Source organism: Pseudomonas sp. P7758, assembly GCF_013386485.1.
GTDB lineage: Bacteria > Pseudomonadota > Gammaproteobacteria > Pseudomonadales > Pseudomonadaceae > Aquipseudomonas.
Map to the genome: position 1 here is coordinate 1 of NZ_JACARS010000136.1, position 22,770 is coordinate 22,770.

At 61.4% G+C, this 22,770-nt stretch carries 17 protein-coding genes; 14 read left to right on the forward strand and 3 right to left on the reverse strand.

The window, feature by feature from the left end:
- Positions 1-157 precede the first annotated feature (157 nt).
- Positions 158-1,012, reverse strand: coding sequence for an NmrA family NAD(P)-binding protein (locus tag HX873_RS25715; protein WP_177029054.1), 855 nt, complete (start codon positions 1,010-1,012; stop codon positions 158-160).
- 96 nt (positions 1,013-1,108) lie between these two features.
- Entirely contained in the window at positions 1,109-1,552 is a 444-nt protein-coding gene (locus tag HX873_RS25720) for an Lrp/AsnC family transcriptional regulator (protein ID WP_008433323.1), read from the reverse strand.
- 130 nt (positions 1,553-1,682) lie between these two features.
- On the opposite strand from HX873_RS25720, the gene HX873_RS25725 reads away from it, so the two are divergent.
- A complete protein-coding gene (locus tag HX873_RS25725; RefSeq protein ID WP_177123395.1) occupies positions 1,683-2,582 on the forward strand; it encodes a DMT family transporter in 900 nt (299 codons plus the stop codon).
- Positions 2,583-2,601: 19 nt separating this feature from the next.
- Here the strand turns inward: HX873_RS25725 and HX873_RS25730 are convergent, their stop codons facing one another.
- Positions 2,602-4,590 (reverse strand): U32 family peptidase, encoded by a 1,989-nt coding sequence (locus HX873_RS25730; protein ID WP_087693804.1) that lies wholly within the window; start codon positions 4,588-4,590, stop codon positions 2,602-2,604.
- A gap of 217 nt (positions 4,591-4,807) precedes the next feature.
- Here HX873_RS25730 and HX873_RS25735 point away from each other — a divergent pair, with 217 nt between their 5' ends.
- The 13 genes from HX873_RS25735 to HX873_RS25795 all read left to right on the forward strand — a co-directional run.
- On the forward strand, positions 4,808-5,989 hold the full coding sequence (locus HX873_RS25735; protein WP_235616461.1) for an EAL domain-containing protein: 1,182 nt from the start codon (positions 4,808-4,810) through the stop codon (positions 5,987-5,989).
- Positions 5,990-6,130: 141 nt separating this feature from the next.
- Entirely contained in the window at positions 6,131-6,757 is a 627-nt protein-coding gene (locus HX873_RS25740; RefSeq protein WP_087693805.1) for a response regulator transcription factor, read from the forward strand.
- On the forward strand, positions 6,758-10,351 hold the full coding sequence (locus HX873_RS25745) for a transporter substrate-binding domain-containing protein (RefSeq protein WP_177123396.1): 3,594 nt from the start codon (positions 6,758-6,760) through the stop codon (positions 10,349-10,351).
- A gap of 204 nt (positions 10,352-10,555) precedes the next feature.
- On the forward strand, positions 10,556-11,101 hold the full coding sequence (locus HX873_RS25750) for a fimbrial protein (RefSeq protein WP_087693807.1): 546 nt from the start codon (positions 10,556-10,558) through the stop codon (positions 11,099-11,101).
- A gap of 65 nt (positions 11,102-11,166) precedes the next feature.
- Complete coding sequence (locus HX873_RS25755) at positions 11,167-11,907, forward strand: fimbria/pilus periplasmic chaperone (RefSeq protein WP_087693808.1); 741 nt, start codon at positions 11,167-11,169, stop codon at positions 11,905-11,907.
- 34 nt (positions 11,908-11,941) lie between these two features.
- Complete coding sequence (locus HX873_RS25760) at positions 11,942-14,518, forward strand: fimbria/pilus outer membrane usher protein (RefSeq protein WP_177123397.1); 2,577 nt, start codon at positions 11,942-11,944, stop codon at positions 14,516-14,518.
- 21 nt (positions 14,519-14,539) lie between these two features.
- Positions 14,540-15,676: a fimbrial protein gene (locus HX873_RS25765; protein WP_087693810.1), complete on the forward strand. Its 1,137-nt coding sequence runs from the start codon at positions 14,540-14,542 to the stop codon at positions 15,674-15,676.
- A gap of 175 nt (positions 15,677-15,851) precedes the next feature.
- Entirely contained in the window at positions 15,852-16,400 is a 549-nt protein-coding gene (locus HX873_RS25770) for a fimbrial protein (RefSeq protein WP_087693811.1), read from the forward strand.
- 75 nt (positions 16,401-16,475) lie between these two features.
- Positions 16,476-17,204: a molecular chaperone gene (locus HX873_RS25775; protein WP_235616460.1), complete on the forward strand. Its 729-nt coding sequence runs from the start codon at positions 16,476-16,478 to the stop codon at positions 17,202-17,204.
- 63 nt (positions 17,205-17,267) lie between these two features.
- Entirely contained in the window at positions 17,268-19,766 is a 2,499-nt protein-coding gene (locus HX873_RS25780; protein ID WP_177123398.1) for a fimbria/pilus outer membrane usher protein, read from the forward strand.
- Positions 19,763-20,827: a fimbrial protein gene (locus tag HX873_RS25785; protein WP_177123399.1), complete on the forward strand. Its 1,065-nt coding sequence runs from the start codon at positions 19,763-19,765 to the stop codon at positions 20,825-20,827. Before HX873_RS25780 ends, HX873_RS25785 begins: the two co-directional genes overlap by 4 nt.
- Positions 20,828-20,837: 10 nt before the next feature.
- Positions 20,838-21,524 carry a cysteine hydrolase family protein gene (locus tag HX873_RS25790; protein ID WP_063030246.1) on the forward strand — a complete coding sequence of 229 codons (687 nt, stop codon included), beginning with the start codon at positions 20,838-20,840 and terminating at the stop codon, positions 21,522-21,524.
- Between the two features lie 64 nt (positions 21,525-21,588).
- The coding region (locus HX873_RS25795) for an EAL domain-containing protein (protein ID WP_177123400.1) at positions 21,589-22,770 on the forward strand (1,182 nt) is incomplete at its 3' end.

The following is a 22,770-nucleotide window of genomic DNA, read 5'->3' on the forward strand; positions in this document are numbered from 1 at the left end:
ACGCAGGTATTGCGGAGCGGCGGCCCGCGGAGCAATGCCGTTTGGTGGACTTTGCCGCTTTTGCAAAGTGACTCGCTGTAAGAGCGAAACCATACGCCGCCGTTACCCAAATAACGGATATGTACCCAATCACTGAGCTGGCTTGCAGGCCATGGCATCAGGTTTTTGCAGCCAACTCCCGCAGCACCTTGAGCAATGTGGTCTCACCCTTAACCACGTCCGCCTGCTCAAAGCAGATCCAACCTTCGTTAAACCCATCAATCATGCGCATGCGCGGCATTGGATTCTGCGCGCCTTGCTCACGAAACATCGGCTCCCACGCATCGCGAGGCACCACCTGTGCTGTCACACCACGACCAAGCACTTCGGTCAGCGTGCGAGCGATGTCGTTCGGGCTGACCCATTGGCCTTCCAACTCAACTACCCGACGCCCGCTCCAGTGTTGCTGCAACAATTGCGCAGCGAGGCGGCCGACGTCGGCGGTGGCGATCATCGGTACGGTCTTATCCAGCGGTTGCAGGAAGCTGTGGATCACTCCGTGTTCGCGGGCGGTGGCTACGTCGTAGGCGGCGTTTTCCATAAACCAGCCCGGACGCAAAAAGGTCACCGGCACGTTCAACGCGCTCAGCGCCTGTTCCATCAAGGTGCGTTGGGTCAGCAGATTCAGGTGCTCGGCCTGGGCGCCGATGGTCGACAGGCAAACAACTTTCTGCGGGGCCGCCGCTTCAATGGCCTGAGCGACGGCGGCAATCACCTTGCGCGCCTCGGGAAAACCCGGCTCCGGGTCGAAATCCGAAGGCGGCAGGATGAACACGCCGGTGGCACCCTTGAATGCTTCAGTGAGGGCCGCAGCGTCGTCCATATTGGCGATGGCGACCTCGCAACCAAGGGCGGCCCATACGGCGCCTTTGCCCGCATCGCGAATGACTGCGCGCACGGGTTGACGATCGTTGAGGAGAAAGCGCGCGAGGGCGCCGCCGACTTTGCCTGTGATTCCGGTGATGACATACATGGTGTTTACGCCTGTTGTTCCAATGTGTGGATCAAGCATAAACACCGCCCTGGATTGACAGAATAGCGATCCCGTCACTGCATCAGTGACTCAAAATCACGAATCACCCAGCGGTGGCAGCCGGCGCTTTACCGGGGTTTTCTTGACGATGGCCGTGTTGGTTTCGGCGTACGCGTTGAGCCGGTCAAGCAGGGTGTCCAGTTGGTCCATGGTGCGCACATGTAGGCGTGCGATGAAGCAGTCATCGCCGGTCACTTTGTCGCATTCGGTGAACTCGGGGATCGCCTGGATCTGGCGCTCCACCTCCTGCAGTTTCCCGGGCAAAGGGCGAATGCGCACGATGGCTTGCAGCAGATAGCCAAAATGCTTGGGGTCAATGTCCACGGTGTAGTTCTTCAACACGCCACGCTCTTCCAGGCGCCGCAGCCGCTCGCCGACGCTGGGGGAGGACAGGCCGGTGATACCCGCCAAGGCCTTGAGGGACAGGCGCGAATCGTCCATCAGCGCGGCGATCAGTTGCTGGTCAATGCTGTCAATCATGGTCGCTCCGAAAGCGATTGCTCAGGTTTGCCTAATAAGAATAGGCGAAATACAAGGTTCGCCTTATTTAGAATATGGAGTCGCTACAGGCCAGATTGCCATAATTGAGCCTCACTTGAGGAGCTCAATCATGGACAAATCCATACGTCGCGGTTCATGGGAAATGGTCGCCGCCATGCTCATATCCGGCACCATCGGCTGGTTCGTGCTGGTGTCGGGAGTGCCGGTGGTGGAAGTGGTGTTCTGGCGCTGCGTGATCGGCGCGCTGACGTTGCTGGTGGTGTGCTGGCTGCTCGGCTATCTGCGCCTGGACTTGCTGGACTACCGCAAACTCGGGCTGGCGATGCTCAGCGGCGTGGCGATCGTGGGGAATTGGTTGCTGCTGTTCGAGTCCTACGCCAGGGCATCCATTTCCATCAGTACAGCGGTGTATAACGTGCAGCCGTTCATGCTGGTGATGCTGGCAGCAGTGTTCCTGGGCGAGAAAATCACCGTGCAGAAGCTCGCCTGGCTGAGCGTGGCGTTCGTGGGAATGCTGGCGATTGTCACTGCCCATGGCGATCAGTCAAATACCGGGGATGACTATCTGGTGGGCGTGGCATTGGCCCTGGGCGCGGCGTTTCTGTATGCGATTGCGGCGCTGATCATCAAGCGCCTGAAGGAAGTGCCGCCCCATTTGATGGCGTTGATTCAGGTGAGCACGGGTGCCTTGCTGCTGGCACCGCTGATGCAGTGGCACAGCCTGTCTGCATCGATGGATGCTTGGGCGGCACTGTTGACGCTGGGCGTGGTGCATACCGGCTTGATGTACGTATTGCTGTATGGCGCGATCCAGAAGTTACCGACGGCAATCACCGGCGCGCTGTCGTTTATCTACCCGATCGCGGCAATCTTCGTCGACTGGATTGCCTTTGGGCATCGGCTGGGCTGGATGCAATGGCTGGGCGTGGCGGCCATTCTGCTGGCGGCGGCGGGATTGCAGCGGGGTTGGTGGTGGCGCTCGAAAACAGCGGTGAACGTCACGCCGTAGCATGACGCTCACCGGCGACTCAATGTGCGCCGCGCGGGATGGTCTTGAGCAGGTCATCCGGGCTGATATAACCCACCACGCTGCCCGGTTGCGGCAGGCCGAGGATGTGGCCCTTGATCTTGCCGATCACGTGCATCTCGCAAGGCTTGCAGTCGAACTTCAGCGTCAGCACTTCGTCGCCGTGGATCAACTGCATCGGCGCGACCTTGGTCTTCACCCCCGTCACCCCCTTGGCCTGTTTGGGGCAGAGGTTGAACGAGAACCGCAGGCAGTGCTTGGTGATCATCACCGGCACTTCGCCGGTTTCTTCGTGGGCTTCGTACGCCGCGTCGATCAGTTGCACACCATGGCGATGATAGAAGTCGCGAGCCTTCTGGTTGTAGACGTTGGCCAGGAACGACAGGTGCGATTCCGGATACACCGGCGGCGGCGTGGTTTCTGCCTTGCGGCCGCCCCGTGGATGGGCCTGGATACGCGCCTCGGTCAGCGCCTCGATCACTTCACGGCGCAGGGCCTTGAGCTGCGAGTTCGGGATGAAGAACGCCTGCGGCGCATCCAGCTCGATCGCAGTGGCGTGGTACTGCGTGGTGCCCAGTTGGCCCAGCAGGTCGCGCAGGGTTTCCAGGGCCTGTTCCGGCTTGTTGGCCACGCCAAACGGGCCGGGCAGGGCAACGCTGGCGCTGATGCCTTCTTCGCTGGTGACGGTCAGGCCCAGGCGATCTTCCTGCAGGCGAGCCGCCCATGACACGCCGATCCGGCGTTCGGCGGAAGTCTTGAGCAGCGCCTGTTGCCAGTTATGGTCCAGGTTGCGGTTCAACGGATGGTTCGGCCGCAGTTGGTGCAAGCCGGCCGGCATCTCGTTGGGCTCGACGCGGTAGCGATAGCGCTTCTCGCCGTCCTCTTCGAACTCGCCTTTTGGCTCGGCAATGTTGGCGCGGAAACCCACCACTTCACGCTTGATCAGCACGTTGAGGCCGTCGCCATTGGACAGCGGCTCATGGGTGACCACTTGCAAGTCACGCTTGCCGGCTTTTTCCACCACACCCACCGGCAGGCCGGTAAAGGTTGGGGTGTCGAAGGCGCCGATGTCGACCTTGCGGTCGGTGACGAAGTAGTCGGTGCTGCCACGATGGAAGGTCTTTTCCGGGTCCGGCAGGAAGAAATGCGCGGTGCGGCCGCTGGAAGCGCGGGCCAGGTCCGGACGGTCTTCGAGAATCTCGTCGAGGCGCTGACGGTAATAGGCGGTGATGTTCTTCACATAGCCCATGTCCTTGTAGCGGCCTTCGATCTTGAACGAACGCACGCCGGCATCCACCAGGGCGCGCAGGTTGGCGCTCTGGTTGTTGTCTTTCATCGACAACAGGTGCTTTTCAAAGGCAACCACACGGCCCTGGTCATCCTTCAGGGTGTAGGGCAGGCGGCAGGCCTGGGAGCAATCGCCGCGGTTGGCGCTGCGGCCATTCTGGGCGTGGGAGATGTTGCACTGGCCGGAGAAGGCCACGCACAAGGCACCGTGGATGAAGAACTCGATGGCGGCATCGGTTTCATCGGCAATCGCACGGATTTCCTGCAGGTTCAGCTCACGGGCCAACACCAGCTGCGAAAAACCGGCCTGGTCGAGGAACTTGGCCCGGCCCAGGGTGCGGATGTCGGTCTGGGTGCTGGCATGCAGTTCGATGGGCGGGATATCCAGCTCCATCACCCCCAGGTCCTGGACGATCAGCGCGTCGACGCCGGCATCGTAAAGCTCGTGGATCAGCTTGCGCGCCGGCTCAAGCTCGTTGTCGTGCAGGATCGTGTTGATGGTGGTGAACACCCGCGCGTGGTAGCGCCGGGCGAACTCCACCAACTGCGCGATATCGCTCACGTCGTTGCAGGCGTTATGGCGCGCGCCGAAACTCGGGCCGCCGATGTACACGGCGTCGGCGCCATGCAGGATGGCCTCGCGGGCGATGGCAACATCGCGCGCAGGGCTGAGCAATTCCAGGTGATGCTTGGGCAAGGACATAGTTTTTTTAGTCAGGCTTGTCACGGAGGCGGGCATTGTAGCTGCGAAATGCCCGACCGGCACCCGCGAGTTGCCCGGTGGCAGATGCTTTGCGTGGGAAATTTCCTACATATTGGCAGGCGACTTCCTTCGCTGAAGGTTACGCCACCTCGCCATTATTAAGGCCTTCGAGTCTGCAAAACGGTTGATGACGATGGCCCCACCACGTGTCCTGGTTATGGAAAACCACAGTTCCCAGCGCAGCGCCCTGGTCAATATGTTGCGACGGCTCGGGGTGCGGGAGGTGTTGCAAGCCAGCAATAGCGAACAGGCAATAATCCAGATGCAGCGCACGGGCGGCGTGGATATCGTGCTTTGCAACCTGGGGGACAAGGGCTCCGAGCAGGTGGAATTTCTGCGCTATGCCAGCCAGATCGGCCTGGTGCAGGCCGTTGGATTGTCCAATGAGCTGCGCCCGGAGTTGCGCCGGGCCCTGGGGCATCTGGAGTTTTTATCGGGTGTGCAGCTGTTGGGTATCTTGAGCACGCCGTTGCAACTGCCGGCACTGGATCACTTGCTTAAACGCTATCGCGCGGCACCGCCGCCCGTACTCAACCCCGCGAGCCGGGTCCCATTGCCCAGCGAAGAAGAGATCCAACTGGGACTGGCCCTGGGCGAGTTCCGCGGCTGGTTCCAGCCCAAGCGGATGATGAACGATGGCAGCCTCGCAGGCGTCGAGGCGCTGGTACGCTGGGAACATCCGGCCCGGGGCTTGCTGCTGCCCAAGGATTTCCTCGCGGCAGTGCTGGCCTATGACCTGATTGATGAAATGTTCAAGCAACTGCTGGAGCAAGGTCTGAAATTGCTCGCCGTGCTGCATCGCCAGGGCGCCGTGCTGGAAATGTCGTTCAACCTGCATGCATCCCAACTGGCCCGCCACGGCCTGATCGAGCATATCCAGGGTGCCCTGCAACGCCACGGCCTGTGCGCTTCGGTGCTGGTGTTCGAGCTGGCCGAAAACGGCTTGCTGGACCTGCAGCCGCCGACCCAGGAAAACCTGCTGCGCCTGCGCTTGATGGGCTGCGGCTTGTCGATTGATGATTTCGGCGTGGGGTTTTCGTCACTCAAGCTGCTGTGCCAGTTGCCGTTCAACCAGATCAAGCTCGATGGCGACCTTATCCGCACCCTCAACGAACCACGCAGCCAGGCCATGGTCGGCAGCACCCTGGCGCTGGCCCGCTCGCTGGACATGAGCCTGGTGATCGAAGGCGTCAGCAACCGGCATATTCGCGACGCGCTGATCAGCCTGGGCTGCGAGGTGGGGCAGGGTTTTTTCCTGGCCCGGCCGATGACCGGCCACGACCTGCTGCATTGGCTGGCGCGGGAAGATGTGCAGCCGTTAAGTTCGCCGGTGGGCTAGGCGGCAAAACTTCAGAATTTTCCTACACTTCAGTCGTGTTCGTGTAACTTGAGCGAGGCGTCGGCTGGTCGCTTATCCATCGTTTTGCGTCACAGGTGCTTCTGTCACCGGAGCTTTCCGGCGCGCCTTACAGGAGGTTACATGTATACCGCTTTGGTTGTGGACGACCATCCCTTCATTCGCTCTTCCGTCAAAATGCTGCTCAGCCAGGTTCAGTTCGAAGTAGTCGCCGAGGCCGATAATGGCGCCGATGCGGTGCAACTGGCCCGGGAGCATGTGCCCGACCTGATCATTCTCGACATCGGCATGCCCAAGCTCGATGGCCTTGAAGTGCTCAACCGCATCGCATCCCTGCGCCTGCCGAGCAAAATCCTCGTGTTCACCTCTCAGTCGGCACTGTTCTATTCCATGCGCTGCATGAAAGCCGGTGCGGCCGGGTTCATTTCCAAGACGAACGACATGGAGGAGGTGACCAAGGCGATCAAGGCGGTGATGGACGGCTACACCTTCTTCCCCAACCTGGCCCACAGCTCGGTACGGCGCAGTGATCTGGAAGCCACTGATCATGATCTGATCCAGAACCTCTCTGACCGCGAATTGACCATCCTGCAACAACTGTCCCAGGGCTTGACCAACAAGGAAATCGGCGACGCCATGCTGATCAGCAACAAGACGGTCAGTACCTACAAGACGCGCCTGATCGAAAAACTCAACGTCAAATCGGTGGTGTATCTGGCCGATTTTGCCAAGCGCAACAACCTCATCTGAATGAACACACTTCTTCGACACGGCCTGCTGGGTTTCCTGTTGCTCTGCGGCCTGGGCAACGCCCTGGCGGCGCCGCAAATGCTCAAGCTGCACGGGCGTTCCGACGTCAGCGACTACAGTGTAGGCCTCGACGAGGCCGACTGGAGTTGGCTGCGCGGCAAAGGCACGCTGGTGCTCGGCTCGTCGGCGCCGGACTACTCGCCGTTCAGCATCACCAGCAATCGCCATGACTACGAAGGCATCACGGCCGACTACGCGCAGTTGATGGAGCAGTTGCTGCACGTGAAAGTGCGGGTGCAACGGTATGCCTCACGCAATGGGGTGTTGGCTGCGCTCAAGGCGGGTGATGTCGATATGCTGGGCAGCTCCAACGGTTTTGAGGCAGCCGACCCGCAGCTTCAACTTTCCGACGCCTATGCCGAGGATCAGCCGACCCTGGTCAGCCGGGTCGGTGACAGCCAGAACCTCGACCCGGAACTGGCCGGCAAGCGTGTGGCGATGCTCTATCACTATCTGCCGCCCAAAGCGGTCGAAGACTTCTACCCCAAGGCCAGCTTGCAGCTTTACCCGTCCACCCTCAGCGCCATCGGCGCCGTGGCATTCGGCCAGGCCGACGTATACCTGGGCGATGCGATCAGCGCCAATTATCTGATCAACCGCAACTACCTGAACAACGTGCAACTGGCCGACTTCTCGCGCATGGAGGTCAGCAATTTTTCCTTTTCGGTCAAGCGCGACAACACGCGCCTGCTGCGGATTATCAATGCGTCACTGGCGGCGATCCCGGTCACCGAGCGCCAGACCATCCTGCGCCGCTGGAGCGCCGGGGGGGCAAGCATGCCAGGCCAGCATCCCCTGCATTTCAGTGTCAGTGAACAGCGCTGGCTGGACAAGAATCCCCGATTGCGCGTGGCGATTGATGAAGACTTCCTGCCGATGTCGTTCTACAGCGCCGAAGGCGAATTCCGCGGCATCAGTGCCGACGTCCTGGCCAAGGTGGCCCTGCGCACGGGCTTGAAGTTCGATATCCAGCGGGTGAGTTCGGTGCGCGAGATGATCGACGCCATCACCAGCAACAAGGCCGACCTGCTCATCACCATCACCCCCAGCGAGGAGCGCGAAGCGGTCCTGCGCTTTACCCGTCCGTACCTGGCCACGCCCTTTGTCCTGGTCACTCGTACTGCACCGAGCAGCCCCAATACCTTGGACGATATGCACGGCAAGCGCCTGGCGGTGATCAGCGGTGATTCCAGCCGCGACATGCTGACCGAGCAATACCCGGACATCCGCCTGGTAGATGCCGACAGCGCCCATGACGCCATGGAGAAAGTCGCCAATGGCGAGGCCGATGCGGCAGTCAATTCGCTGATTACCGCGCGCTATATGATTTCCCGGCAATACCGTGACCGCTTGCGTATCACCAGCACCGTGGGTGTAACCAACTCGCGCATGGCCTTTGCCACGGCCCGCGGCTCGCTGGAACTGTTCTCGATCCTGGACAAGGCGCTGCTCAGCATCGCCCCCGAGGAAATGGACGAGTTGACCAATCGCTGGCGCAGCGAAGTGGTGGTAGGCGACAGCTACTGGCTGCGCAACCGCAGCGCAATCATCCAGGGCTTTGGGATTGCCGCCGTGTTGCTGGTGACTGCCCTGGGCTGGATCGCCTACCTGCGGATGTTGATGCGCAAGCGCAAGCAGGCCGAGCAGGCGTTGAGCGATCAGGTTGAGTTCATGCGAGTCTTGATCAACGGCACGCCGCACCCGATCTATGTGCGTGATCGCCAGGGCAAGTTGCTGATCTGCAACAGTGGTTACCTGGAAGTGTTCCAGGTAGAACGTGAGCAGGTGATCGGCAAGACCGTACTGGACGGTGTGCTGGGCGACCCGGATGAGGCCGCCGCATATCACCGGGATTACCTGCAAGTGATGGAAAGCGGTGAGGCGCAGTTGCAGGATCGCAGCCTGATCATGCCCGATGGCCGCGTACTGACCATTTACCACTGGATGCTGCCATACCGTAGCAGCACCGGCGAAGTCAGCGGCATGATCGCCGGCTGGATTGATATCAGCGAGCGCCAGCGCCTGCTGGAGGACATTCACGCCGCCAATCGCGCCAAGACCACCTTCCTGGCGACCATGAGCCATGAGATCCGCACACCGATGAACGCGGTGATCGGCATGCTCGAGCTGGCGACGAAAAAGGCTGACCAGGGCGTGATGGATCGCTTCGCGATTGATGTCGCATCCGGCGCAGCACGCGGCTTGCTGGACCTGATCGGCGACATCCTTGACATTGCCCGCATCGAGTCCGGGCGTCTGTCCCTGAACCCCGAGCGCGCCAACCTGCGGGAGTTGCTGGAGTCGGTGGTGCGCATTTTCGAAGGCCTGGCACGGCAGAAACAGCTGCAACTGCAACTCGACCTGGATGCCGGCGTCAACCGTGATGTGTTGATCGACCCGCTGCGCTTCAAGCAGATCGTGTCCAACCTGTTGAGCAACGCCATCAAGTTCACCGCCCAGGGCCACGTGCGCTTGAGTGTGCGAACGGAGGCGGGCAAGGAACAGTTGGGCGTAAGGCTGCAGGTGGAAGACTCGGGCATGGGCATTGGCGAAGAGGACCAGAAACGCCTGTTCAGCCCCTTTACCCAGGCCAGCAACAATGACCAGTCCGCACGTAGCGGCTCCGGCCTGGGTTTGGTCATCAGCCGCACACTCTGCGAAATGATGGGCGGGCGCCTGACCCTCGACAGCACCTTGGGCCAGGGCACGCGCATCGACGTGAGGCTGGACCTGACCACCCTTGAGCCGTTGGCAGACATTGCTCCGGTCGAGGACGAGCCGACAGTAATGAGCCACGCGTTGAACATTTTGGTGATCGATGATTACCCGGCCAACCGTCAGTTACTGACCCAGCAACTCAACTACCTGGGCCACCGGATCGAGGATGCCGAGGACGGTGCCCATGGCTTGCGGGCCTGGCGCAACGGGCAATTCGACGTGGTGATCACTGACTGCAATATGCCTCTGATGAACGGCTACGAACTGGCCCGGGCCATTCGTGCCGACGAGGCGGCCCGTGGATTGCCACCGAGCCTGATCCTTGGTTTTACCGCCAATGCACAGCCGGAAGAGAAGGGCCGGTGCCTGGCCGCCGGCATGGATGACTGCCTGTTCAAGCCCATCAGCCTCAAGGATTTGAGCGCGCGCCTGGCAGGCCTGGCAACGGAGCCGGGGAGTGGACACCCAGGATTTGCTGCAGATGACGATATTGACCTGACCAGCGTCGAGCACCTGGCCGGTGGCAACATTGCTTCGATCAAAAGCTTGTTGGGTGACCTCGCCGCCAGCAATGAGCAGGACATGGCGCGCCTGATGCAACTGTTCACCCGCCACGACCTGCAAGGCCTGGCGGACATCGCGCATCGGGTCAAAGGGGGCGCGCGGATCATCAAGGCCCGAGTACTGATCCGCTGCTGCGAAGACCTGGAAGCCGCCACCCGACAAGCAGACTCCATGCGACTGACCGAGACAGTGGATGCATTGCATCAACAGATGGAGCAACTCGGCGAACGGCTGGAGCGCTACCTCGCCTGAACCTCAGGCGAGTTGGCAATCTCTTTGCGTGGGAATTTTCCTACAAGTCTCAGGGCTAGATACTACGTCCCCAATCCCTGAAGCCTCCGATCATGGACCCGTCGCTCAACGCCGCTGGTTTGTTCCATTACTGGACGCATTCCGCACCAGGCAAACCATTCAGGCATTCGCGACGGCTTTTATCCTTTGATTTGGAGCTGTTCCATGAATCGCAAAGTCTTGGCGATCGCTGCACTGATTTCCACGGGTGCCGTCCAATTCGCTCACGCCTCTGATGGCACCATCAACTTCAACGGTGAACTGCGCAACCAGACCTGCACCATCGCCGTTGACGGCGTTGTCACCCCGGCCGTGGCCACAGTTACATTGCCAACCATTTCCACCGGTCTGCTGACCACCGTTGGCGAAGTCGCTGGCCAAACGGGTTTCAATATCCAGTTGACCAACTGTGTCGGCACCGCAACCACCGCAGCGGCATTCTTCGAAGCCGGTACCAGCGTCGATCCCGTCAGCTTCAACCTGCGCAATATGACCGGCACTGCCACCAACGTTCAACTGCAACTGGTGGACAACTCCAACGGTTCGGTGATCCAGGCCGGCAACACCAACCAGCGCACCAACACCTCCCGCAACACCATCGATGCCAGCGGCGCCGCCAACATGCCGTATGCCGTGCAGTACATCGCCCAGGGTGCCACCACCCCGGGCACGGTGATCGGCTCGGTCACGTACTCCATCGACTACCAATAAGCCTGGCCCTGACGCGCACCCGCGATACGACGCGGTGCGCGTCAGAACCACCGTAGAGGTGCGTGATGTCCTATTTGAAACTTCGCCGTCTCGGTGCCTTGGCACTGCTGGCAAGCCTGGCCTGTTCCCAGGCCACCGCTGGTGTGGTGATCACCGGTACTCGTCTGGTTTACCCCGCGAGCCAGAAGGAAATCACCGTTAAATTGAACAACAACGGCACCCGCCCGGTGCTGGTGCAGTCGTGGGTCGACAGTGGCGACCTGGAGTCCAGCCCGAGCCGCGCACGTGCGCCGTTTGTGCTGTCGCCACCGGTGTCGCGTATCGACCCGAGCAAGGGCCAGAGCCTGCGTCTGATGTATACCGGTACGGCGTTGCCCACCAACCAAGAGTCGGTGTTCTGGCTCAACGTTCTAGAGATCCCGCCGAAAGCCGAAGGCCCGGTGGACCTGAACGTATTGCAGATGGCCTTCCGTTCGCGGATCAAGATTTTTTATCGGCCAGACAACTTGCCAGGCAGCGCCGCCGAGGCCATCAGCCAGGTGCAATGGTCGCTGGAACAGCAAGGCAAGGGCTTTGCGCTGAAAGCCTACAACCCCAGCGCATTCCACGTCTCCCAGGTGGAGTTGAGCCTGGTGGCGGGCGGGCAACGCTACACCAGTGAAAACGGCATGGTCGGTCCAGGGGAGACCCGGATGTTCCCGCTACCGAACTTGAAGGCGCGGCCCGGGAGTGGGGCGGCGGTAGAGTTCAACGCCATCAACGACTACGGCGCGTTACTGCCAACCCGCCAGGCACTCAAACCCTGATCCCGATGTGAGCCTTTCTGCCCACGAGTGACTTATGACGACGTTCTCCAGCCCTGGTACTGACCTGCGGGCACGGCAGCGCTTTGCCTTGAATCCGTTGACAGTGCTTATTCTAAATGCCTTCGTCCTGGGGCCCGGCGCATTGCTGGCCCAGGATGCACATGCCGATGAAGAGGTACAGTTCAACGACGTATTCCTGCCCCAAGACTCCCGCAGTCTCGACCTGAGCCCTTACCAGAAAGGCAATCCGGTGCTGCCGGGCGAATACCGCGCTGACGTTGCAGTCAACGGTCGCCTGGTGACCCGTCAAGACATCCGTATTGAAGCCGAAACCGATGGCAGCAGCCCGGTGGTGTGTGTCAATAAAGCAGTATTGGAGATGATCGGCGTCGACCTGCGCCGCCTGACACCAGAGGCCACTGTTGAGCTGGAAAGCGGTAAGCAGTGCCTGGAACTGGCGCGGCTGATCGACGGCGCAACCGCTGCATTCTCGCCGTCTACCCAGTTGCTCGACATCAGCATTCCGCAGATTGCCCTGCGCCGTGATGCGCGCAATGCCGTCAGTCCGGAGTTGTGGGACCGGGGCGTTACCGCCGCGATGTTGAGCTACACCCTGAACGCCAACCACAACCAGACCCGCACCGGTAACTACGACACGGCGTATTTGGGCCTGAATGCCGGGTTTAACCTGGGCGATTGGCGTTTGCGCCATAACGGTTCGCTGAACTGGCAGAAAGACAGTGGCCAGACTTATCAGACGCTCAATACCTATGCCCAGCGCGACATTACGTCGCTGAAAAGCCAGCTGACCGTGGGCGAGGCCAACACCAGCGGCGAAATTTTTGACACCCTGGCTTATCGCGGGGTGCAACTGGGCACCGACGATCGCATGTTGCCCGAATCCCAGCGCGGCTATGCGCCAGTGATTCGCGGTATCGCCCGCACCAGCGCACGTGTTGCGGTGCGCCAGGCGGGAAACCTGCTGTACGAAACCACGGTGGCGCCGGGCGCGTTTGTGATCGACGACTTGTATTCCACTGGTTATGGCGGTGACCTGGACGTCACTGTGTACGAGGCTGACGGCAGCGAGCAACGCTTTATCGTGCCGTTCGCCGCGACCGCTCAACTGCTGCGACCCGGTACCTCGCGCTTCAACCTGACGGCAGGGCAAACCCGCAACAATTACATCTCGCGCCAGGCCAAGGTGGTGCAGGGCACCTACCAACGAGGGTTGAGCAACCTGTTTACCGGCTACGGCGGTGTCCAGGCCAGCGACGACTACCGTGCAACCCTGGGCGGCCTGGCCTTGAGTACACCGATCGGCGCATTGGCGGCCGACGTCACACACGCACAGACCCAACTGCGCAGCGGCAGCTCAAGCGGCCAGAGCCTGCGCCTGACGTACAGCAAAAACATTCTCAGTACCGGCAGTAACTTCGCCCTGGCGGCTACGCGGTTCTCTACCGAGGGCTACCTGGACTTCAGCAACGCCGTACAACTGCTCGCAGCCGAGCGTGATGGCCTGGACACCAGCCTGTACGGCCGGCCTCGCAGCCGCTTGACGCTGTCCGCCAACCAGAGCCTGGGCGGTTGGGGCCAGGTGGCATTCAGCGGGTTTACCCAGAATTACTGGAACCTGCCAGGCAGCGATGTGCAGTACCAGCTCAGCTACAACAAGCAAGTCAACCAAGTGAGCTACGGCATCAGCGCCAACCGCAGTCGCGCAGGGCTGGGCGGCATGCAGAACTCGATGCTGTTCACCGTCAGCCTGCCGCTGGGCTTTGGCGACTCGATCAATCGTCCGCAACTGTCGGCGCGGGTCATGCGCGACACCGGCGGCAGTGTCAGCCAGCAAGCCACTGTGAGCGGCACCGCCGGGCAAGACCGCCAGTACAGTTACAGCGCGACTGCCGGTCACGACGGTGCCAGTGCCAGTAACAGCACAGCCCTCAACGGCCAATACACCGGTTCCAAGGCCATCGTCGGTGGCACTCTGAACAATGGCCAGGGCTACAACAGCCTATCGCTGAACGCCAGTGGCAGCGTGGTAGCTCACCCGAGCGGGGTGACGTTCACACCGTACCGGGGCGACACCATGGCAGTGGTCAGCGCTCCCGGTGCAGCGGGCGCAAAAGTGGTGGGTTACCCCGGCCTGAAACTCGATGGGCGCGGCAATGCCGTCGTGCCGTACCTGCGGCCCTATGAACTCAACGAAGTGGCGATCGACCCAGTCGGTACCTCACTGGACGTGGAATTGAGCGAAACCAGCCAGCAAGTCGCTCCCCGTGCCGGTGCCGTGGTGGCGTTGAAATACGGCACCCGCACTGGTGAAGCCTTGCTGCTCAACGTCAGCCTGGCCGATGGCAGCACGTTGCCGTTCGGCGCCTCGGTTGTGGATGACCGTGGCGTGTCGGTGGGCATGGTCGGGCAGGGCGGGCAGCTTTATGCCCGAATCAAGGAAAACGCGCACCGGCTGTTGATCAGTTGGGGCACCCAGGCCAACCAGCAATGTGCCTTGACGCTGCCTGCGGGCAAACGTGATGGCCAGCAACTGCGCCAGGTGGATGCGGTGTGCACCCCCGATCCCGTGGCGGCGGTTGCGGCCCGATAATGCTCTGAAGGAGAAACTGACATGATTCAGAAGAAACCCTGGGCCTTGCGCCTGCTGGCGCTATCTGGCCTGCTGGCCGGTGTCGCCTTTTGCAGTGCCAAGGCTGTTGCCGGCACCTGCGAACTCAATCCGGCAACAAACCCACTGGGCAGCCAGCCGATCATTGCCACCATGCCGCTGTTGGGCGCAAACCTGACCGTGGGGCGCGACCTGCCGGTTGGCAGTGAAATCTATCGCCAGACGTTCATGCCTACTACCACCACCAATTTACATTGCCTCAACCTGACAGCTCAGCCGCTGGAACGGGATTACTTCACCGCCACGCCATTGCCGTTGTCCGCCTGGATGGGCTCTCCCTACGGAGGCAAGACCTACGAGACTGGGGTCGCCGGAGTCGGCGTGGTGATCTGGTTTCGCAGTGACGTGCTGCCCTACACCTGGAGTATGCCCAACTGCGACACGATGATGGCCAACTGCGGGATCAACTCCGCACCTGGAAACATGGCATTGGTTGTGTCGCTGATCAAGACCGGCAATGTGGCGGCCGGCGTGATCAACGGAGCAAACTTTCCTTCGGTCGTTCGTGACATCGTCACCGACAACATCCTGCCCGTGCTGCGGCTGAACTTCTCCGGCACGATCAACATCGTCTCGCGTACCTGCACCACACCGGACGTGCCGGTGCCGCTGGGCAGTTATCGGGTCAGTGAACTGGGCGGCGTCGGGAATGGCACGCCATGGAAGGAGTTTGACATCCAGTTGCTCAATTGCCCGGCGTTCCACGGCTACTTTTCAACGACTGGCCCGCAATGGAGTAACGACGGCAGCACGTTGCCCGGTACTCGCACCAACAACGCAGTGAACTTCCGACTGGACCCGGTCAACGGCGTGATCGACGCGGCGAATGGCGTGATGAGCCTGACCAACAGCGCACCCGGCGAGGCGCCGGCGGCGACAGGTGTCGGCATCCAGATCGCTCGCCGCACAGCAGTGCCCGTACCTTTGGGCACCATGGTGGCGGGGTTCCAGGCCAGCCTGACGTCCTTGGAAGGCGCCAGCTTTGCCATCCCGCTGCAAGCGCGCTACCTGCAAACTCAAGGCACCGTAACCCCCGGGCCGGCAAACGGTGCCGCGGTGTTCACACTGGATTATCAGTGAACTATCCACTAGGAAATTTCCTACAAGAGCGCGGCACCATTCATACGTAGTCAACCCACCCCACACCCGATACTGAGCCTCGTTGAACGGCCCCACCGACCAAGCGGACCGGGCCTTGCAACCTGATTGAAGCCCTCATCGGGCTTCAGACTTTCCTCACTATCTGGATTACGTTATGAACAAGTTTGCGCTTAAAGGTCTGTTTGCCGCTGTCATCCTCGCCGCTGGTTCCCAGGCTGCCATGGCTGCTGACGGTGAAATCAACTTCGTCGGTTCCGTAACCGACAACACCTGCCCGGTGGTCGTGACTGACCTGAACGGTTCGGTCGGTGCTGGCGATGTGGGCCTGGGCGACGTGCCCGCCACTTCCCTGGCTACCGTTGGTGCTGTTGCCGGTGGCGGCGCGTTCTCCCTGACTATTGACACTAACGCCCCAGGTTGCAGCGTCACCGGCAAGAGCGCCGTGGTCAAATTCCTGTCCCTGAGCGGCACTGCCGGCGCCAGCGGCCAGTGGATCGGCATCACCCCGGACGCCGGTCACGCCACCAACGTTGCAGTACAGATCAAGGACGCCACCGACAAGGACGTGCAACTGGGCCTGGAATCGGCTCCGTACCTGGACCTGACCCAGCCGCTGCGCTTCACCGCCAACTACATCGCTACCGGCATTGCGACCTCCGGCCCGGCCAACGCCAAGGCTGCGTTCACCGTCGAGTACCAGTAAGCCCTGTTGATGCGCCGCTGCAGCGTTGATGCGCGCAGCGGCCATCCCCTCGCTCACGGCAAGAGGATGATCGAAATGAACGTTTCCCCCTTCAAGAAGGCATCGGCCCTGGCGCTGTTGCTCAGTACTGCACTGCTCAGCACGGCCAGCCAGGCCGGTGTGATGCTCGGCGGCACGCGGATCGTGTTCGACGGCAACAAACGCGACGCGTCGATCACCGTCAGCAACACCACGGCGCAGCCGTACATGGTGCAGACCTGGGTCAACACCGAAGCCGATGACATGACCACCGCCACGCCCTTTGTGTCGACGCCGCCGCTGTTCCGACTGGACCCGCGCAAAGAGCAAATGGTGCGCATCCAGAAAGTCGCCGGCAACCTGCCGAGCGACCGTGAATCGGTGTTCTATTTCAACGCCCAGGAAATCCCGGTGGCCAGCGAAGGCAACGCCAATACGCTGAAGATTGCCATGCGCACCCGCGTCAAATTGTTCTATCGCCCGGCCGGTCTCAAGGGCAATGCGATGGAAGCACCGTCGCAGCTGACCTGGAGCCTTGCGCAGGAACAGGGCAGGGCCGTGCTGGTGGTCAATAACCCGTCGCCGTTCCATATCTCGTTCATTGGCGTGACTGCCAAGTCTGCCGGCCAGAGCGTCGAGGTCAACGAGCCGACGATGGTCGCGCCGATGAGCAGCCAGCGTTATCCGCTGCCGGGCTTCAAAGGCACAACCGGCGAAGTGGTGTTCTCGGCCATCAATGATTACGGCGGCTACAGCGAGCCGCAGACCGTGTCACTGAACCGCTGATTCCTTTTCTTCCTGTAGACGTTTGCGCGTGCCACGACTGTGGCGCGGCGGCCGGGTATTGCCATGCGAATCGATAACTCCTTCAGCTTTAGTCGTTTGCCTTTGTGGGTCGCCGTGGCGGCCGCCTGTGCCGGTGAATTGGCCGTGGCCGGTGAGCCTGCCAAGTTCGATGCCGGCTTCATGCAGTCGTTTGGCGGCGCCGGGGCCGGGCCCAACCTTGACCTGGATGCGGTGGCTAACAGCGGCAGCATCGGTCCTGGTACCTACCCGGTGCTGATTCGCCTGAACCAGAGCTTTTTCGACCGGCGTGACATGACCTTCATCAAGGATGAGCAGGGCAGTGACGTACGTGTATGCCTGTCCGAGGCTTTTCTCAAGGAACTCGGGGTGAAGCTGGAGGCGTTCAAGGTGCCCGGCGAAACACTGCCCGCGTGCATCGACCTGGCAGCTCTGATCGAAGGCGCCTCGGTGACCTTCAACGCCAACTACCTGGCCCTGGATATCAGCGTGCCGCAGATCGCCCTGAGCCGGGATGCGGCCGGCTACGTGGCACCGTCGGAATGGGACCGCGGCATCAACGCCGCGATGCTCAACTACCAGTTTTCCGCTGCGCAAACCAACAGCGACGCCCGGGGCACCGGCAATCAGTACAACCTGTATGCCACCGGTGGTTTCAACCTCGGCGACTGGCGTTTTCGCTCCAGCTCCTCGTTCCGCCAGGGCGATGAAGGTGGCCGCCAGTGGCAGCGCAGCAATACCTACGCGCAACGGGACATCACGCCGCTGAAGGCTACGCTGACGATGGGCGAGAGCTTCACCCCTGGCGATGTGTTCGACAGCGTGCCGTTTCGCGGTGTGCAACTGGCCTCGGACATGGGCATGTTGCCGGACTCGATGCAGGGCTACGCCCCGGTGATCCGTGGCATCGCCGAAACCCAGGCCAAGGTCGAAGTGCGCCAGAACGGCTACTCGCTGTACACCACTTACGTGGCGCCAGGTGCGTTTGAAATCAACGACCTCAACGCCGCCTCGGGCAGCGGCGACCTGGAAGTGATCATCACCGAAGCCGACGGCCGTGAACGACGTTTCACCCAGCCGTACGCAACCCTGGCCAACATGCTGCGGGAAAACACCTGGCGCTATAGCGCGACTGTGGGCGAATACAACTCGGCCAACGGCGGCGAGCGGCCGATGTTTACCCAGGCGTCCCTGGCCTATGGCTTGCCGTTCGACCTGACCCTGTACGGCGGCTTTCTGGGGGCTGATTTTTACCGTGCCGGTGTGGTTGGCGTGGGCAAGAGCCTGGGCAGCATCGGCGCCGTCTCGGTCGACGTCACCCAGGCGCAGACCGACGTGCCCAAGGCCGTCACCACCCAAGGCGACAGCAAAAAAGGCCAGAGCATCGGCCTGCGCTACGGGAAGGCATTTGAAAGCGGCACCTCGGTGCGCTTCGCCGGTTACCGCTACTCCACCGAAGGCTATCGCGACTTCAGCGAAGCCGTGGATTTGCAGCAACCCAACGACTACAGCCAGTTCTCCAAGCGCAGCAAGGTCGAGGCCAGCGTCAACCAGGCCCTGGACAACTACGGCTCGCTGTACTTGAACCTGAGCAAGCAGAACTACTGGGGCACGTCCCGTGAAGACAAGCAGATGCAGCTGGGTTTCAACACCCAGTACAAGGGCGTGACCTATGGCGTGTACGCCAGCAAGACCCTGACAGACGACTTCGGCTCCAACAACCAGGTGGTCTTCACTGTGTCCATGCCCCTGGGACAAACCCGCAGCACCGGTACGTTCAGCGTCACCCGCAACAATGACGGCAGCCTGGATCAACGGGCCGGCCTCAGTGGTCGCGATGGCAACCTGAACTACAACGTCAACGCCAACCGCGTGGAAAACACCGGTAACAACGGTTCGGCACTGCTGGGCTACCGTGCACCGTTTGCCCAGTTGGGCGCCGGTGTGAGCGTCGGCTCGGGCTACCGGCAGACCTCGGTCAGCGCGGCGGGCTCGGTGCTGGCCCATGCCGATGGCGTGGAATTCGGCCAAACCCTGGGTGAAACCGTGGCGCTGGTGGAGGTCAAGGACACGCCGAAGGTCGGCCTGCTGAATGCCCCGGGCACCCTGACCAATGACCGCGGATACGCCCTGGTGCCGTACGTCACGCCGTATCGCAAGAACCGCGTGGCCGTGGACACCAGCGAACTGGACACCAGCGTCGACATCGCCGAAGGCGTGACCAACGTGGTGCCGCGTCGCGGTGCGGTGGTCAAGGCGGTATTCGCCGCCGGCCGATCGGAAAAAATACTGCTCAACGTCCGCTTGCAGGACGGCTCGCTCTTGCCTTTCGGCACCACCGTGCAGGACGACCAGGGCGCCAGTGTCGGCGTGGTCGGCCAGGCCGGACAAGTGCTGCTGTCGGCGGGCAAAGGTGTCACCTACACCATGAAATGGGGTGGCAACGCCGCGCAGCAGTGTGAAATCAATTTGGATATCAGCAGCACGCCAGCCACCGACGGTTATCGGGTGATGGACGCTGTGTGCGTAGGAGTTCGTCCATGAAACAGATAAACAAGTGGAAAAAACGCGTGCTGTTGAGCGCGCTGGCGGTGGCACCGTTTGCCCTGTCAGAGATGGCGTTGGCCGACTGTGCGTCTACCAGCGCGACCCAGAGCGTACACCCCATCGGGGATGTGTACATTCCTCATGATGTGCCGGTGGGGTCAACCATCGGGCTGGTCAAGTACACCCGCTTCCCGATCATCAACTGCACGACGACGGTACCGTTTTCAATCCAGGCCAACATGCTCGGTGCCAAGTTACCCGCGGTCACCGCCGCCATTGGCGCGGTGCAAGGCAGCCAACTGTACGCGACGAACATACCGGGAATCGGGGTAGGCGTGGTCAACGAAAGCCGCCCCAGCTTTCTGTGCCGGACCTCCGGCAACTGGTACTTCCCGCTGACGTACGCCAGCTGTAATACCGGTGGTTTCGCCTCCAATACCAATAACAGCTTGATCCTGATCAAAACCGGACCGATCCCGGCAGGCGTCAATGATTTCGGCAACCTGCAGGTGTACACCGTCACGATCAACAACAACGGTACGCCGTTCGACTGGATCGACGGTCGCCTGACCGGCAGCGTGACCGTGGCCGGCTGCAGCATGCCCGAAGGCGTGGGCAGCATCATCGACGTTCCGTTGAACAACTGGGAAAAGCGCGTGTTCAACGGTCCCGGCAGCGTCACGCCAACCGAAAGTTTCAATATCCCGCTGAATAACTGCATTGCCGGGACGTACGCGGGGAATCCGACCTGGAACTACTTCCAGGGCAACACCGCCAACATCCGCCTGGATGGCGCCAAGGGGTCGGTGATTGTCGATGCCGGCCAGGGAGTCCTGGGGCTCAACTCTGAAGCCACCGCCAGCGGCGTGGCGGTACAGGTGCTCAAGCAGGACGGAACCGTGCTGCCGCTGGGCGTCGACGTACCGATCATGCCGGTCCAGGACGGCACCACCAACCTGCAGTTCGGTGCCCGCTACATCCAGACCGCCGGCGACGCCTCCGGGCCGCAGCCCGGTATTGCCAACGCCACCGCGAACTTCACCATCACCTACAAATAGGAAAAACCCCATGCAACGTTTTACCCGTCGCTTCATGGCCGCTTGCGTGCTCTCCACCGTGGTTGCCAGCGGTGCTGCTATTGCCAACGATCACCCGACCATCCGCGCCATGTCGGGTGCCGAGCAGATCAAGCAATTGCCGGCCGCCAAGACCGCGCTGATCGTGATCGACTTCCAGAACGAATACTTCACCGGGCGCATGCCAATCCCGGATGGCGCCAGTGCCCTGGCGAAAACCCGCGAGCTGATCAACTACGCCGACAGCCACAAGATCCCGGTCTACCACGTGCAGCACGTGTCGCCGGCCGGCGCTGCGGTATTCGCCATTGATGGCGAGACCGTAAAGTTCCACAAGGACATGCAGCCACGCCCTCAGGACCACGTGGTGCAGAAGAACACCGTAAGCGTGTTCGCCAGCACCGACCTGGCCACACAACTGAGCAAGGCCGGGATCAACACGCTGATCATCAGCGGCCTGATGACCCACGCCTGTGTCGCCGGTGCCGCCCGTGATGCAGCGCCACTGGGTTTCAACGTGATCGTTGCTTCCGATGCTTCTGCCACCCGTGCGATCACCCGTCTCAATGGCCAAAGCGTCGACAAGGACGCCTTGCATCAATCGGCACTGGCCGAAGTCGAGGACACCTTCGGCGATGTGATGACCACCGAGCAAATCGTCAAGTTGCCCGTGCTCTAAACCGCTGCGACACGCCCGGCGTCATACCCGGGCGACCTTATTCCTTTCAGATGAGCCGACTTCAATGACGAGTTTTCCCATACGCGTGCTGGTACTCGAGGATCATCCTTTTCAACGTGCCGTCGCAGTGAGCCTGCTGCGCCAACTGGGTTGCCACGAGGTATTCGAGGCCGCAGACGGTGTGCAGGCGCTGACGGTGCTGCAACAGGTGGGCGGGGTGGATATTGCCCTGTGCGACCTGTGCATGGACGGCATGGATGGCCTGGAGTTTCTTCAGCAGGTGGGGCACTCGGGACTGGTCGGCTCGGTGATTATCAGCAGCTCACTGTCGGCCGATGTGCGCCGCACGGTGCAGCAGATCGTTTCGTTGCTGGGCCTGGAAATGCTCGGTGACGTCGGCAAGCCGTTGCAGGCCCACGCCCTGGAGACCCTGCTAAAAAAGCGCTCCAGTGGCCCTGGTGTCGCGCCACCCAAGGCTGCACCGGTACGCCTGGCCAGCGATGAAGAAGTGCGGTGGGCCCTCAACGAACAGCAACTGCAGGCCTGGTACCAGCCCAAGGTCGACCTGCATACCGATGACGTCTGCGGCGTAGAGGTGCTGACCCGCTGGGTGCACCCGTTGCGCGGCATCCTGTCGCCGGCCGTGTTCATGCCGGTGCTGGAGCGCTGCGGCTTGCTGGATACGCTGTTGTTCATGCAGATGAACCAGGCCCTGAGCCTGCAGCGACTGGCGAAAAACGCCGGGCTGGCGCTTGACCTGTCGTTCAACCTGAATGCCAGCCAGTTGACCAACAGCAACCTGACCGCAGTGATCAAGGGCATCCTCTCGCTGCACCAGACGGCACCTGCCAGCGTGACCTTCGAACTCACCGAAAGTGGCCTGCTGGAAGCCCCGGCCACCAGCCTGGAAACCCTGGTGCGCCTGCGCATGATGGGCTGCAAGTTGTCCATCGACGACTTTGGTGCAGGCTTCTCGTCGTTGCAGCGCCTGTGCCAGTTGCCGTTCAACGAGATCAAGCTCGACGGGGAGTTTATCCGCACCTTGCTCCACGAACCGCGCTGCCAGGCAATCGTCAGCAGTACCCTGGCATTGGGGGAAACCCTGGGGATGTCCGTGGTAGTGGAAGGCATCGAGACGGAGGAGCAGCGCGAGTCGTTGCTCGCGATGGGATGCACTCAAGGGCAGGGCTACCTGTTCGCCCGGCCCATGAATGATGTGGATCTGCTGCGCTGGCTACCGGCCGCG

Coding starts and splice junctions, on each gene's coding strand:
- HX873_RS25715 (WP_177029054.1), bottom strand. CDS start 1,012: ATGTATGTCATCACCGGAATCACAGGCAAAGTCGGCGGCGCCCTCGCG.
- HX873_RS25720 (WP_008433323.1), bottom strand. CDS start 1,552: ATGATTGACAGCATTGACCAGCAACTGATCGCCGCGCTGATGGACGAT.
- HX873_RS25725 (WP_177123395.1), top strand. CDS start 1,683: ATGGACAAATCCATACGTCGCGGTTCATGGGAAATGGTCGCCGCCATG.
- HX873_RS25730 (WP_087693804.1), bottom strand. CDS start 4,590: ATGTCCTTGCCCAAGCATCACCTGGAATTGCTCAGCCCTGCGCGCGAT.
- HX873_RS25735 (WP_235616461.1), top strand. CDS start 4,808: ATGGAAAACCACAGTTCCCAGCGCAGCGCCCTGGTCAATATGTTGCGA.
- HX873_RS25740 (WP_087693805.1), top strand. CDS start 6,131: ATGTATACCGCTTTGGTTGTGGACGACCATCCCTTCATTCGCTCTTCC.
- HX873_RS25745 (WP_177123396.1), top strand. CDS start 6,758: ATGAACACACTTCTTCGACACGGCCTGCTGGGTTTCCTGTTGCTCTGC.
- HX873_RS25750 (WP_087693807.1), top strand. CDS start 10,556: ATGAATCGCAAAGTCTTGGCGATCGCTGCACTGATTTCCACGGGTGCC.
- HX873_RS25755 (WP_087693808.1), top strand. CDS start 11,167: ATGTCCTATTTGAAACTTCGCCGTCTCGGTGCCTTGGCACTGCTGGCA.
- HX873_RS25760 (WP_177123397.1), top strand. CDS start 11,942: ATGACGACGTTCTCCAGCCCTGGTACTGACCTGCGGGCACGGCAGCGC.
- HX873_RS25765 (WP_087693810.1), top strand. CDS start 14,540: ATGATTCAGAAGAAACCCTGGGCCTTGCGCCTGCTGGCGCTATCTGGC.
- HX873_RS25770 (WP_087693811.1), top strand. CDS start 15,852: ATGAACAAGTTTGCGCTTAAAGGTCTGTTTGCCGCTGTCATCCTCGCC.
- HX873_RS25775 (WP_235616460.1), top strand. CDS start 16,476: ATGAACGTTTCCCCCTTCAAGAAGGCATCGGCCCTGGCGCTGTTGCTC.
- HX873_RS25780 (WP_177123398.1), top strand. CDS start 17,268: ATGCGAATCGATAACTCCTTCAGCTTTAGTCGTTTGCCTTTGTGGGTC.
- HX873_RS25785 (WP_177123399.1), top strand. CDS start 19,763: ATGAAACAGATAAACAAGTGGAAAAAACGCGTGCTGTTGAGCGCGCTG.
- HX873_RS25790 (WP_063030246.1), top strand. CDS start 20,838: ATGCAACGTTTTACCCGTCGCTTCATGGCCGCTTGCGTGCTCTCCACC.